A 14,481-nucleotide genomic window follows, 5' to 3' on the forward strand; every position below is an offset into this window, starting at 1 on the left:
GCAAACTTTTTCTTAATCATTTTAATCAAAATAATCTGTGGCAAAAAAAACATACAACTTATATTTTCTTATATCACTTATATGACATAAAAAAAGACGCACTGCTGTGCGTCTCTACAAGTATATCATGTTAAAAATCTTAAAGCGAAACTCCTCTTTTCCAAGGAATAAAATCGTTTTGGTTTAAGATTGCTGCTTTGGTTTTAATTGTACCACTTGCAACTTCTATTATAAATTCTAACATTTCATCTGCCATTTCATCAATCGATTTTTCTCCCGTGATAATTCCACCAGTATCGATATCGATAATATCGGACATTTTGTTTGCTAACTGAGTGTTTGATGAAATCTTAACTACAGGCGCAATCGGGTTTCCTGTTGGCGTTCCCAAACCTGTTGTAAATAATACCATATTTGCTCCTGAACCTACCATTGCAGTCGTACATTCAACATCATTTCCTGGCGTACATAACAATGTAAAGCCTGCTTCATTAATATATTCTCCATAATCGTAAACCCCTACAATTGGTGAAGTCCCTCCTTTTTTAGCAGCACCAGCCGATTTCATTGCATCTGTAATTAAACCATCTTTGATATTACCCGGAGACGGATTCATATCAAATCCAGAACCTGCATCTACAACTGTTTTTTCATACCATTGCATTAAATCCAAGAAACGTTTTCCGTCCTTATCATCTACACAACGGTTTACCAATTCCTGTTCTACTCCACATAATTCAGGGAATTCAGAAAGAATTGTAGTTCCTCCTAAGGCAACTAAATGATCAGATAGTACACCTAAAGTCGGGTTAGCAGAAATTCCTGAAAATCCATCTGATCCGCCACATTCTAAACCAATTCTTAATTTAGATAAAGGTGCAGGTTCTCTTTTTATGTCGTTTGCTATTTTAATCGCTTCAAAAGTATCTTTTACAACACTGCTAAGCATTGATTCGATTGTTCCTATTTGTTGCTGATCGTAAATCAAAACAGGTTTTTTACTGTTTGGATTGATTGCATCCATTGCATCTTTGAAAATCTGAATCTGTAAGTTCTGACAACCTAAACTCAAAACCGTTGCTCCAGCGACATTAGGATTGTTTACATAACCAGCCAATAACTTAGCAAGACTATGTGAATCCTGACGAATTCCGCCACAACCACCCTGATGCGTGATGAATTTTACTTCGATATTATTGAATAAATTAGCATCATTTGAAGCCGCTTCATTTCCTGCACCGCCAGTTTCGGTTTTAACTAAAGAACGAAGTAATAATTGATAATCATTTTCTTTTGGCTTCATTAATTCCTTCTCAAAAATATCTTTTAAGATTTCGATATTTCTGTTTTCACAGAATACCAATGGAAAAAATAACCAAACATTCTCAGTTCCAACTTGTCCGTCTTCTCTGTGATATCCCTGCCACGTTCTGTCTTTCCATTTGTCAATATTTGGCGCATTCCAGCCAATAGTTTCCGTTTTACCGGTCACTTTATCACTTTCATGTTTTACGTTTGATGTAGAAAGCAATCCTCCTCTTTCGATTCTGGCACTCGCTTTCCCCACTAAAACACCATACATAATAATCCTGTCTCCTACATTAAAAGGAACCATTGCGATTTTATGTTTCATCTTCACATCAGACTCAACAATAACATCTTGTCCTTCAAAGTTAATCACTTCGCCGGCGGTAAGATTCACTAATGCTACTGCAACATTATCTGAAGGGTTTACTTTTATTAATTTTTTTTGCATGATTGTTTTTTTTTAAGTTGCTAAGTCTCTAAGATACTAAGTTGCTAAGATCTGTTCCAAAAACTTAGGAACTTAGGAACTTAGAATCTTAGAACTATTTCAATTAATATTGTTTGCTGAAATTAGCAAATCCTTTTTCTATTCCGTTTTCTTCAATTTCATTCAAGGCCAATACTAAAGCTTCAGATAAACCATTGATTTTAGTTAAATCTTCACCCCAGAATTCTGTGTTTGCTAATATCTTAGCTACAACTAAATCTGCAGATCCTAATTCCCAGGCGTTTTTAAATGCTTCAACTATTTCTGGAGAATCTTTTACAGGTAATGCTTCGTTATTCCAGGTTCCTTTGTAGAATTGGATTAAACTAGCTAATGAAAAAGTCAAATTAACAGGCAATTTTTTGTTAGCATTATAATATCCTAATAAACTAGGCAAAACTCTTACTTTGAATTTTGAAATAGAATTTAATGCGATATCAGCAAGTGCATGTTTGATAAATGGATTTTTAAATCGGTCCATTACCTCTTCAGAATAGGCTGTAATTTCATTTTTATCCATATCAAGAGTTTCGCTAATTTCGCCGATAACACTGTTTACGAATTTTCCGGTAAAATCTCCGTCAACCGTTTCCATTACTAATTTGTTACCGTATAAAAGTGAAAAAGGAACCATTGCCGTATGTGCACCGTTTAGAATACGAACTTTAATCATTTTAAAAGGACGAATATCATCAACGATTTTTACATTCAAATCTGTTTTATGAAAAGGTAATTTTGCTTTTAAATCATCGCCGCCTTCAATTGCCCAAAGGAAGAATGGTTCAGCAGCAACAATTAAATTGTCCTGATAATCTAATTTATTATTGTATTCTTCAATTTCAGCTCTTGGATATCCCGGAACAATTCTATCAACCAAAGTACTGTGATACGTACAAGCATCAGATACCCAGTTTTTAAATGCTTCCTCTAACTTCCATGTATCGCAATATTGCAAAATATATTTTTTCAGCGTCTCTGAATTATAATCAATCAATTCACAAGGAATGATAGTAACTGCTTTAGAAGGATCTCCATTGAAATGTTTGAATCTTTCATATAATAAAACAGTCAACTTTGCTGGAAATGAAACTGGCGGCTGCATATCCGGAGTATCACTTTCAATGAATTCAATTCCGGCTTCAGTAGTATTTGAAACAATAAATTGAAGCTCTTCTTCTTTAGCTAAAGCTAAATAATCCGCAAATTCAGTATATGGATTTATTGCTTTTACAATATTAGTGATTAATTCAATATCTTGTATTTTTTCACCTTTTTTAATCCCGTTCATAAACAACGTATAAAGACCGTCCTGATCATTAATCATGCTTACCATACCGTCTTTCAAAGGTTGAACCACTGCAATACCGGCATTAAAGTCAACCTCTTTATTTAGTTTGTGAAAAGCGTAATCAACAAAAGCTCTCAAGAAATTCCCTTCTCCAAACTGAACTACTTTAATTGGCTGTAATTTTTCTAATCCTGTATTTTTTCTGTTTAACTGTTTCATTTTAAATCATTAAAGTGTTACAAATAACCACTAAATCCTTACTGTTTTTTTTCTTTATTAAACTGTAAAAGAAACATTACACTTGTGTGAGAAAAACAAATTTTGAAGTGAGGAATGACAAAATTTATTTTACCAAGCGTAATGCTCTATTACAATCTCTAAAATCTAAAAAAAACGCATGTTAAATAAGGATTGGCGTGATTACTCCTTATTATTTTCTAATATTTTTGATGATATCCAGCACCTGACTTACTTTTGTTTTTAGTCCGTCATAATCTTTATTATCAAGTATTTCTTTTGAAATCAATTGTGATCCTAAACCAACACAGGTTGCACCTGCATTTAACCATGAAGACAAGCTCTCTACGGTTGGATAAACTCCTCCTGTTGGCATAATGTTCGTCCACGGGCAAGGTCCTTTTATGGCTTTTATAAATTCCGGTCCGTAAATATCCGCAGGGAATAATTTTACGATTTCACAGCCTAGTTCTTCTGCTCTGGCAATTTCCGTTAAAGTTCCGCAACCTGGCGACCATAACACTTTACGTCGGTTACAGGCAATTGCGATATCTTCTCTAAAAACCGGAGTTACAATAAAATTAGCACCCAAACTCATGTATAATGAAGCCGCAGCAGCATCTGTAATCGAACCTACGCCCAACATCATTCCCGGTAATTCTGCTAAAGCATATTTGTTTAATGCTCCAAAAACTTCATGGGCAAAATCTCCTCTGCTCGTGAATTCCATTAATCTGGAACCACCATCGTAACAGGCTTTTAATACCTTTTTACTAATTTCTAAATCTGAATGAAAAAACAACGGAACCATTCCGTTTTCCTTCATTGTTAAAGCGACTTCAATTCTTGAATATTTTGCCATTTTATATTAATTATCTTGATACTAATGCAGAACCATCACCATCAATCATATTTTCAACTTCTTTTAAAGTAACCAAATTATAATCTCCTGCAATTGTGTGTTTCAAACAACAAGCTGCTACTGCAAAATCTAAAGCTCTCTGATTATTATTTTGATATTTTTGTAATCCGTAGATCAATCCTCCCATAAAAGCGTCTCCGCTACCTACTCTGTCAACCACCGGAGTAACCTCTTTTACGGCTGCCTGATAAATTGCTTTTCCGTCGAATAAAATCCCGCCAATTCTCTGATGTGAAGCACTTACAGAATAACGTAAAGTTGTCGCAAAAGTTTTTAAATTCGGAATCAAATCAAACAACTTTGTGTATAAAGCAGGAAGTGATTTTTCATCCTGATAATTAGGGTTTGCTTTTGGGATTCCCAACATGAAATATGCCGTATCAATATCTCCTAAAATAACGTTGCTATACTTTAACATTTCGGGCATAACATCACTTGGCGTTTTGCCGTATTGCCACAATTTTGATCTGTAATTTAAATCGCATGAAATCGTAATTCCCAGTTTATGCGCTACTTTAATAGCTTCTAAACAAGCTTCGGCAGCACTTTGTGAAATTGCCGGAGTAATTCCGCTCCAATGAAACCAGTTTGCACCTTCTAATACTTTTTCCCAGTCAATTAAGCCTTTCTGGATAGTTGCCATTGAACTGTGCGCACGATCATAAACTACATTACTGCCACGTGTTCCTGCTCCGGTTTCAAGAAAATAAATCCCTAAACGTTCTCCTCCATAAATGATATTTTTAGATTCGACGTTCATTTTTCGCATTTCCTTTAATGCGGAACCTCCAATTTCATTTTCAGGCAATCTTGTTACAAATTCTGCATTTACACCATAATTTGCTAACGAAACGCAAACATTAAATTCGCCGCCGCCGTAAGAAGCGCCAAATTCTTTTGCCTGCGAAAAACGCAAATGCCTCTCTGTCGAAAGACGCAACATAATTTCTCCAAATGCAACTACTTTACTCATATTGTTGTATTGTTTTACCAGTAAAAATTTTCTTTTACCATTAAGGGATTAAAAAGCTAAACTTAGCTTAACATAATACCTCACTGTTTAAGCTATTTTAATTAAAACTTAAAATATTCTTTTGCGTTGTTGTATGAAATATCAGCCACCAACTTCCCTATCCATTCCATATCGTTTGGCAATTCTCCGCGTTTGATTTCGTCTCCTAAAAGATTACATAAAATACGTCTGAAATATTCGTGTCTCGGGAAAGATAAAAAGCTTCTTGAATCTGTCAGCATTCCTACGAAACAACTAATTAATCCCATGTTTGAAAGGGCATTTAATTGTTTGGTCATTCCGTCTTTTTGATCTAAAAACCACCACCCGGAACCAAACTGAACTTTACCACGAACGCTTCCGTCATTGAAATTTCCAATCATGGTTGCCATCACTTCGTTATCAGCAGGATTTAAGTTATAAATGATTGTTTTAGTCAATTTATCTTTACTGTCCAAAGCATTTAAAAAGCTTGATAATTTTTGCGCCTGCGGATAATCTCCAATAGAATCCCAACCTGTATCAGGTCCTAAAATTCTGTGCATACGCGCATTATTATTTCTTAAAGCACCTAAATGAAATTGCTGTACCCAACCAAATTGATGATACGTTTCAGACAAGAACAATAGTATTGCACTTTGAAATTTCAATCCTTCTTCAGGAGTAATAATTCTGTTTTCTCTTTTCTTTTTGAAGATTGCATTTACTTCACTTTCAGTAAATTCTTCAAAATAGATCTGATCTAAACCGTGATCACTAAGTTTACAGCCGTTTGCATTAAAAAATTCAATTCTGTTTTTTAGTGCGCTGCATAAATCCGAGTAAGTTGTAATTGCAACTCCGGACACATCCCCTAATGTGTCCAGATATGCATTATAACCATCGTTAGAAATCAGGATGGCTTTATCAGGTCTGAAAGCTGTACTCATTTTAGTTCCAATAGGATTTTTTGTCAGTTTCTGGTGAAACTCTAAATTATCAATCGGATCTTCGGTAGTACAAACCAATTCAGCGTTTACTTTTTTAAGCAGGTTTTGTGTACTGTACGCCTGAGAATTAATTTTCTCTGTAGTTTCAAGATAGATTTTCTCTGCTGATTTTTCATTCAGCAAATCATAAATATCAAAATAACGGGCTAATTCTAAATGCGTCCAGTGGTACAAAGGATTACGCATGGTGTACGGAACTGTTTTTGCCCAGTTGATAAACTTATCTTTATCTGAACCGTTTCCCGTTACAAATTGCTCGTTGATCCCTAATGTACGCATTGCACGCCATTTGTAATGATCTCCGCTAATCCAAACCTGTGTTATGTTGTCAAAAATTTTATCCTCTGCAATAAACTGAGGATTCAAATGATTGTGATAATCAATTATAGGTTGATTTTTTGAGTAATTGTGATATAACTCTTCCGCGAATTTATTTTCAAGTAAAAAGTTATCGTTTATGAATGTCTGATTTGCGCTCATGTCTTTTTAATGTAATAGAGAATTAATCTTCGTTTGATGGTTTACCAATTGTAGCCAGGATTCCGCCATCGACATATAAAATATGACCGTTTACAAAATCGCTCGCTTTTGAAGATAAAAATATTGCTGCACCGGCAAGATCTCCCGGATCTCCCCATTTTGCAGCCGGAGTACGGCTTATGATAAAATCGTTAAACGGATGTCCGTCAACTCTGATAGGTTTTGTTTGTTCAGTAGCAAAATAACCCGGTCCAATTCCGTTGATTTGAACATTGTATTTTGCCCATTCTGTAGCCATATTTTTAGTCAGCATTTTCAATCCACCTTTTGCAGCAGCATAAGCACCAACCGTATTACGGCCTAATTCGCTCATCATCGAGCAAATGTTGATTATTTTTCCTTGTCTTCTTTCGATCATTCCTCTTGCAACGTGCTTAGAAACGATAAAAGGAGAAACTAAATCAATATCAATTACTTCTTTAAAATCAGCAACTTCCATTTCGATTAACGGGATTCTTTTAATGATTCCGGCATTATTAATCAAAATAGCAATTGGTCCAACTTCACTTTCAATTTTCTTAACTGCTTCAATAACTTCCTTTTCATCGGTTACATTAAATTTATAACCTACGGCATTTATTCCTTCGCTTTTAAGCTCCTTAACAGCATCATCAATTTTTTGTTGAGAAGAATTTCCGTTTACAACAATCGTTGCTCCGGCTAGTCCTAATCCTTTTGCCATTGCCATTCCCAGTCCGTGTGTACTTCCTGTGATAAGGGCAATTTTTCCTTTTATATCAAATAAATCTGTCATAATTATCTTAATTCAGTTATTTTACAAACATCCATATCTCCGTAATCTAAGTTTTCACCCGCCATTCCCCAAATAAAAGTATAATTACTGGTTCCTGATCCTGAGTGAATTGACCACGGCGGAGAAATAACTGCCTGATGATTGTTCATCCAGATGTGTCTTGTTTCCTGTGGCTGCCCCATAAAATGGCAAACCGCCTGATTTTCCGGAATATCTAAGTAGAAATAAACTTCCATTCTGCGATCGTGTACATGTGCCGGCATTGTATTCCAGACACTTCCTGTTTTTAATTCTGTCATTCCCATTTGTAACTGGCAAGTTGTTACAACGCTGCCAATAATCATTTGGTTAACCGTACGGTGATTTGCAGTTTCTACTGTACCCAATTCTAATTTATTTGCTTCTGCCAGACTTACTTTTACTGTTGGGTAAGTAGTATGTGCCGGAGCCGAATTGATATAATATTTAGCCGGATTATCGCTGTCGTTACTTTTAAAGATCACTTCTTTATTACCGCTTCCGATATACAAAGCATCCTTAAAACCTAATTCATACGATTTGCCTTCAACGAGAACAGAACCACATCCTCCAACATTTATAATCCCAATTTCTCTTCTTTCTAAAAAATAACTTGCCTTAAGCGGATCGATACTTTCTAATTTCAAATCTCCTTTTACAGGAACTGCAGAACCTGCAATGTATCTGTCATAATGAGAATACGTTAATACGATCTCATCTTCCTGCATTAAGTCATCAATCAGGAACTCATTTCGTAATTCCTGAGTATCATATTTTTTAACTGCTTCCGGGCTTGACGCGTATCTTGAACTATATTTTGTCATAATTTTTAATTTAATGTAATCGATTGCACAAAATTAGATTTTTATCTTTAAAAACCATAATTGAAACCAAAATTTATTTTATTTTTAAGATATAAAATTTACAATTCTACCTTTTTCATTCTTGGAACTAAAATATGCATTATCAACCATGCCAGTAAATAAGCGGCTCCGCAAATGCAAAACATGATAAAATATCCCGTTTCAATTTTTCCGAGTCTGGTATAATAAACAAACATATTTTTTTGAACTACAAGTGTCAATAAAATCCCTCCAAATGCTCCAAACATTCCACCTATTCCAGTTACGGAAGCGGTTGCTTTTTTAGGAAACATATCAGAAACCGTGGTAAAGATATTTGCGCTCCATGCCTGATGCGCAGAAACCGCACAACCAATAACCAAAATTGCCCACCACATATTTATAGATCCTAAATATTGAGAAAACAATACCGGTAAAACTGCAAATGCATAAATCAGCATACTGGTTTTACGTGCTTTATAAGCCGGCCAATTGTTATTGATTAATTTTAACGGCAACCATCCGCCGCCAATACTTCCTATGCTTCCAATTACATACACCAAAGCGCAGGGCCAGATAATTTCTGTAGCCGTTAGTTTATATTGTTTCATCAGGAAATCCGGCAGCCAAAATAAATAAAACCACCAAACGGGATCTGTCAACAATTTACCTATTGCAAAAGCCCAGGTCTGACGAAAAGAAAGCAATTTTAACCACGAAACTTTTTCAGTATCTTCAACCTCAACAGTTTCTGCCTTATCAGAAGTTATATATTCAAATTCTGCCTGAGACAAACGTTTTTGTTTTTGTGGTACTTCATAAAAAAGAAACCATAATCCTAACCAGATAAAACCAACAATTCCGGTTAAAATAAACGCCCATTGCCAGCCGAAATTCTCTGCTATAAAAGGAACTGACAATGGCACTATGATAGCTCCGATATTACTTCCCGAATTAAAAATTCCGGTTGCTAAAGCTCTTTCTTTTTGCGGAAACCATTCGGCTGTTGCTTTTATTGCAGCAGGAAAATTTCCTGCTTCGGTAATTCCTAAAAACACACGTGCAATTAAAAAACCTCCTGTTCCTGTGGCAAATGCATGCCCAATTGCGGCTAAACTCCACAATCCGGTTGCAATTGCATAGCCTATTTTTGTTCCTAATTTATCGATGATTCCACCTGCAACCAGCATTCCCATTGCGTATGCAATTTTAAACGCCAACTCAATATTCGAATAATCTATTACTTCCTGTTCCGGTGTCCAGTGAAAAGCTTCTGCTAAAAAAGGACGCAGGTAACTTATTACATTTCTATCCAGATAATTCACAGTCGTTGCAAAAAAAACTAAACTACAAATAGTCCAGCGGTATCTACCTATTGCTACATTAGCTTGATTCATAATAGTGGTTGGTTTGGTTGAGTGGTTAGTTAGCTGATAATTATAATAGGATTATAGTATTAAAGATTAGTAATAGGACTGTATTTTGGCACTAATGTTTTCATCACGATCCATCCTGTTAAATAACAAACGGCACATATTGAAAAAATGATAAAATATCCGGCTTCAATACCCTTAAAGCCCATAAATGCCATGTTAGTTTCTTTAGCGTGATCGAACAATAATCCTGAACCTTTGTTGATTATAGTTGAACCAACTCCTCCCGCTAAACCGCCAATTCCTGTAATGGTTGCGATTGCTTTTTTAGGAAACATGTCTCCAACTGTTGTAAAAATATTAGCCGACCAGGATTGGTGAGCCGCTCCTGCAATACCGATGATAATTACCGGAATCCAATAACTTATATATCCTAAAGGCTGAGCAATTAGAGCTAATAATGGAAAGAATGCAAAAATTAACATCGCTCTCATTCTACCTTCATAAGGGTTCATTCCTTTTTTCTCGACAAAATAAGTTGGCAGCCAACCTCCAATAATTGAAAGTAATGTAATCATGTATAATACAAACAATGGCAAGGCTGCTTGTGTAGAATCCATTCCGTAAACCGAACTTAAGTACGCAGGAGTCCAGAATAAAAAGAACCACCAAACACCATCTGTCATGAATTTTCCAAAGGCAAAAGCCCAGGTTTGTCTGTATTTAAAGCACTCAACAAAAGATACTTTCGTTGTAGTTTCAGGTATATAACCTGCAATCTTAGCATCGGCAATATCATCTTGCTGAATATATTCTAATTCTTCGGCAGTAACTCTTTTATGTCTTTCCGGTTTGTCGTACATAAACACCCAGAATCCCATCCATACAAAGCCTAAAGCTCCAATGATGATAAAAGCCATTTCCCAACCAAAAGATTTCGCAATGAACGGAATCGATATCGGAGCCGCTAATGCCCCAACCGTCGCACCTGCGTTAAATATACTGGTAGAAAATGCTCTGTCTTTTTTAGGAAAATATTCGGCTGTGGTTTTAATCGCTGCAGGGAAATTTCCCGCTTCACCAACTGCTAAAACAAAACGCGCAAAAATGAATAATGTAACACTTACATTAATTACTAATCCTGTATCTTGTACTAAATCAATGGCTTGTTTCGCGCCTTCAAAACCTACAAACCAGTTTCCTGTAATAATTCCTGCCGTTGCAATACCACAAAATGCGTGAAGACAAGCTCCAAAAGACCAAATCCCGATTGCCCAAAGAAAGCCTTTTTTAGTATCTAACCAATCCACAAATCTTCCGGCAAATAATAAAGAAACAGCGTAAAATATAGAGAATAGAGCCGTAATGTTTCCGTAATCATTATTTGTCCAATGAAATTCTGGCGCAATAAAATCGCTCCATGTCAAAGAAAGTACTTGTCTGTCAAGATAATTTATTGTTGTGGCAAAAAATAATAATGCGCAGATACTCCAGCGGTAGCTGCCTGTAGTTTTTTTGGTTTGGCTGATAATAACTTCCTCTTTTTGATTCATGGTAATGGGTTTATTATAAATTGATATTTTTTTTGGGGTAATTTAATTCGCTTCTCAAAGCCAACACAAAGACAGCAAAACCAATACATTAAATCTAATAAAACAAATTAATGTAATCGATTGCACAAATATAGTTTTAAATCTTTATATTCCAAATAAATTGTATAAAAAATTATTTTATGTGGTTAAATAAACATATAGAATAAAAATTCACATCCAAAATTACACATTAAACAATATATTTGTTAAAAGCCAGCATGTGAAATTTGTCCTTTTTAAGGGGTAAAATTGTACTAAAAACAACACTTTCGAAACTTTTCTTACGAAGTATCTTATTTGGAGAGAAAAAAACTTTTTTAACCTTCCTTAAACAAAGAAATGACTGGAAAAGTTCTATTTTTGAAATTCTGGTCTATAAATTAATATTCAACTAAATCACTTTTATAAATTGAAAAATTCAAAAATACATTACTGGAAAAAAGCTGTATTAATCCTGACTTTATTTACAGGAATTACCAATCAGGCGCAAACTAAAAATGAAATAATTCCACTTTGGAAAAAAATACCTGACGAAATTAAAGCTCCGGATTATAAGGAAAATGAAAGTATTACTGACGGAAAAGTACAAAGCACAAGTTTAGTTACAGTTCCTACTTTGAGCATTTTTTTACCAAAGGAAAGCAAACCCAATCAAGCCGCAGTTTTGATTTTTCCGGGCGGAGGATATCAGCATCTGGCAATTGATAAGGAAGGAACAAAAGTTGCGCAATGGTTCAACAGTTTAGGAATTGTGGGTATTGTTGTAAAATATCGTTTACCGAACGATAAAATAATGAAAAACAAAAATATTGGACCTTTACAAGATGCTCAGGAAGCGATGCGTTTTATTAGAGAAAATGTTGCAAAATATAATATTGATCCAAATAAAATTGGAATCATGGGATTTTCTGCCGGAGGACATTTGGCTTCAACCCTTGCAACTCATTATGACGAAAAAACATATGAACCAACCTCTAAAATAAGCGCCAGACCAGATTTTGCGCTTTTGATTTATCCTGTAATATCCATGCAAAATGATATTACGCATAAAGGATCTCAAGAAAGTTTATTAGGTAAGGATGCATCACAAACTTTGATTGATTCGTTTTCAAACGAAAAAAGAATTACACCACAAACTCCGCCAACTTATTTAGTGCATGCTACAGATGATACTGTTGTATTGCCGGAAAACAGCATTAATTATTATTTAGCATTGAAGAAAAATGCTGTTAAAGCTGAGTTACATATTTATGAAAAAGGCGGACACGGTTTTGGTTTAGGCGTTCAGGATACAAGTAAATTTTGGACTAGAGATTGTGAAGAATGGCTTAAAGTAAATGGATACAGCAATTAAAATTAAGTTTTTGTGATTAAATACTTTAACACATAGAGACATAGTATTCATAGCTTAAAAAGTCGTTTCACTTTGCATAAAAGCACATAGCTATATGTGGGAAACTAGTTTCTTTTTATTCTATTTTCTTTAATTTATAACTACAAGATCTATGTTTATATGTGTTTAAAAAATATCCACATAAAATCATTAAAACAACAAAAGGCGAAACGGATCAGGTTTCGCCTTTTTAACTAGTAGCAACAAAAAATTAAAATGGTATGTGATAACGATACTTAAACAGATAATTCCTTTTGAGGAATTACTTTAGGTTTTACAACAGGAATTCCCTTTGCCGAAACCTTTCGAGATGAAGCCGGTTTTTTGCCAAACTTTTGTTTTCCCCACCAAATTATAAATCCGGTAATAGGCAAACTTGCGGAAATTAAACTGGCTAAAAAAGCTAAAATTTTTCCCGTAAGTCCAAGTACGGCACCAACATGAATATCATAATTCATCCTTCGGATTTTATCCGGAATATTAGCTTCTATATATTTACCTGAAAAAGGGGATTGTATCGAAATTTCTTTCAGCGTTTGCTGATCAAAACTATAACGATCCATATTATAGAATGTATTTTTTTGTTTGTAAACAAATGCACCAATAATATCCGCAGGTTTTTCAGGAATTGTAACTAAAATTCCAGATGCCTGAGGATTTTGTTTTGAAATATTAAGCAAAACTTTATCAACTGTTGCCAATTGAAATGTTTTAACATGAGTTGTATCAGATTTTGGAGATTCCCTGCTTTCAACTAAAGGTTTTCCGCCAGAAGTTACCCAATATAATGATTTACTCCACCATCCAAAACTCCACACTAAACCTGTTGCAGAAATAAAGAACAGAAAAATACAACTGTAAAAACCAAGTACATTATGCAAATCATAATTAACACGTTTAAAACTGGCATCTGTTTTTATTTTAAAACTTTTATTAATAATTGACTTAATCCATTTGGTTGGCCACCAAAGCACTATACCTGAAATTAATAGAAAAACAAAAATTAAAACAGCAATACCCACAATTGGTCGCCCAATGTCATACGGAAGCCATAAAGCACGGTGCCCGTTTAAAATAAACCTGAAAAAATCCGGAGAGTCACTTCTTGAAACCGATTTTACATTTAACACTTCGCCTGTATAAGGGTTCATGTAAACGCTGGTAAAAATCCCTCCTCTTCTTCTTTTTGGTTTCTCGTCTTTTCCTTTTTCCTTACCTTTACCTTGCGCTTTTAGTTGAGATTTTCCTTTCTCAATATCGGTTTTGGCAAGATCTTGATTTCTTCTATTTCCTTCGCTTCTTTTACCGGCATTTTTGCCTTCTTTATCTTTGCCACCTTCTTTTTTCTGAGTAAAGTAACCCACAATAGCGGCATCATCTTTTGCGCCAAAAGTAACGCTTGTTGCATGTTTGCCTTTCATGGTTTTGTCTGCAATTGTAACTAATTGCGAAGGCAATAAAAAGGCTTTTTCCTGAGGTTCTACAAAACGCCAGTCTTCAATAAAATCTTTAATTTCATTTTCAAAAACATAAATACAACCTGTTAAACTTACAATAACTACAATTATTCCAGACGCTAATCCCAGCCATAAATGCAGCCACGCCATAACGCGCTTGAAAAGCGATTTTTTACTTTTTTTCTTATTTGGATTTGATTTTGATTTTGAAAAAGAAAACATATTTAAAAGAGTATATAAGATAAATAAAAAAACCGCAAGCCCCGAAA

11 protein-coding genes are annotated in these 14,481 nt (G+C 34.8%); 1 reads left to right on the forward strand and 10 read right to left on the reverse strand.

Going from position 1 to position 14,481, the window contains the following annotated elements; genetic code table 11:
* Positions 1–139 precede the first annotated feature (139 nt).
* The 9 genes from KHA90_RS01590 to KHA90_RS01630 form a co-directional block, all read right to left on the reverse strand.
* Complete coding sequence (locus tag KHA90_RS01590) at positions 140–1,756, reverse strand: UxaA family hydrolase (RefSeq protein ID WP_213294188.1); 1,617 nt, start codon at positions 1,754–1,756, stop codon at positions 140–142.
* Positions 1,757–1,859: 103 nt separating this feature from the next.
* The gene (locus tag KHA90_RS01595; RefSeq protein ID WP_213294190.1) at positions 1,860–3,302 is read right to left on the reverse strand and encodes a tagaturonate reductase; all 1,443 of its coding nucleotides are present in this window, start codon (positions 3,300–3,302) and stop codon (positions 1,860–1,862) included.
* A 211-nt stretch (positions 3,303–3,513) separates the two neighbouring features.
* Positions 3,514–4,182, reverse strand: a complete 669-nt coding sequence (locus tag KHA90_RS01600) for a bifunctional 4-hydroxy-2-oxoglutarate aldolase/2-dehydro-3-deoxy-phosphogluconate aldolase (RefSeq protein ID WP_213294192.1) — start codon at positions 4,180–4,182, stop codon at positions 3,514–3,516.
* 10 nt (positions 4,183–4,192) lie between these two features.
* Complete coding sequence (locus KHA90_RS01605; RefSeq protein ID WP_213294194.1) at positions 4,193–5,215, reverse strand: sugar kinase; 1,023 nt, start codon at positions 5,213–5,215, stop codon at positions 4,193–4,195.
* Between the two features lie 101 nt (positions 5,216–5,316).
* Positions 5,317–6,723 (reverse strand): glucuronate isomerase, encoded by a 1,407-nt coding sequence (uxaC, locus tag KHA90_RS01610; RefSeq protein WP_213294196.1) that lies wholly within the window; start codon positions 6,721–6,723, stop codon positions 5,317–5,319.
* A gap of 22 nt (positions 6,724–6,745) precedes the next feature.
* Positions 6,746–7,537, reverse strand: a complete 792-nt coding sequence (locus KHA90_RS01615; RefSeq protein ID WP_213294198.1) for a gluconate 5-dehydrogenase — start codon at positions 7,535–7,537, stop codon at positions 6,746–6,748.
* A gap of 2 nt (positions 7,538–7,539) precedes the next feature.
* A complete protein-coding gene (gene kduI, locus KHA90_RS01620) occupies positions 7,540–8,379 on the reverse strand; it encodes a 5-dehydro-4-deoxy-D-glucuronate isomerase (protein WP_213294200.1) in 840 nt (279 codons plus the stop codon).
* A 98-nt stretch (positions 8,380–8,477) separates the two neighbouring features.
* The gene (locus KHA90_RS01625; RefSeq protein WP_213294202.1) at positions 8,478–9,794 is read right to left on the reverse strand and encodes an MFS transporter; all 1,317 of its coding nucleotides are present in this window, start codon (positions 9,792–9,794) and stop codon (positions 8,478–8,480) included.
* A gap of 59 nt (positions 9,795–9,853) precedes the next feature.
* Entirely contained in the window at positions 9,854–11,323 is a 1,470-nt protein-coding gene (locus tag KHA90_RS01630) for an MFS transporter (RefSeq protein ID WP_213294204.1), read from the reverse strand.
* A gap of 448 nt (positions 11,324–11,771) precedes the next feature.
* On the opposite strand from KHA90_RS01630, the gene KHA90_RS01635 reads away from it, so the two are divergent.
* Positions 11,772–12,716: an alpha/beta hydrolase gene (locus KHA90_RS01635; protein WP_213294206.1), complete on the forward strand. Its 945-nt coding sequence runs from the start codon at positions 11,772–11,774 to the stop codon at positions 12,714–12,716.
* 275 nt (positions 12,717–12,991) lie between these two features.
* Here the strand turns inward: KHA90_RS01635 and KHA90_RS01640 are convergent, their stop codons facing one another.
* Positions 12,992–14,434, reverse strand: coding sequence for a PepSY-associated TM helix domain-containing protein (locus tag KHA90_RS01640; protein ID WP_213294209.1), 1,443 nt, complete (start codon positions 14,432–14,434; stop codon positions 12,992–12,994).
* Positions 14,435–14,481 lie beyond the last annotated feature (47 nt).

This window comes from Flavobacterium psychroterrae (assembly GCF_018380615.1).
GTDB classification, from domain to species: Bacteria; Bacteroidota; Bacteroidia; order Flavobacteriales; family Flavobacteriaceae; genus Flavobacterium; species Flavobacterium psychroterrae.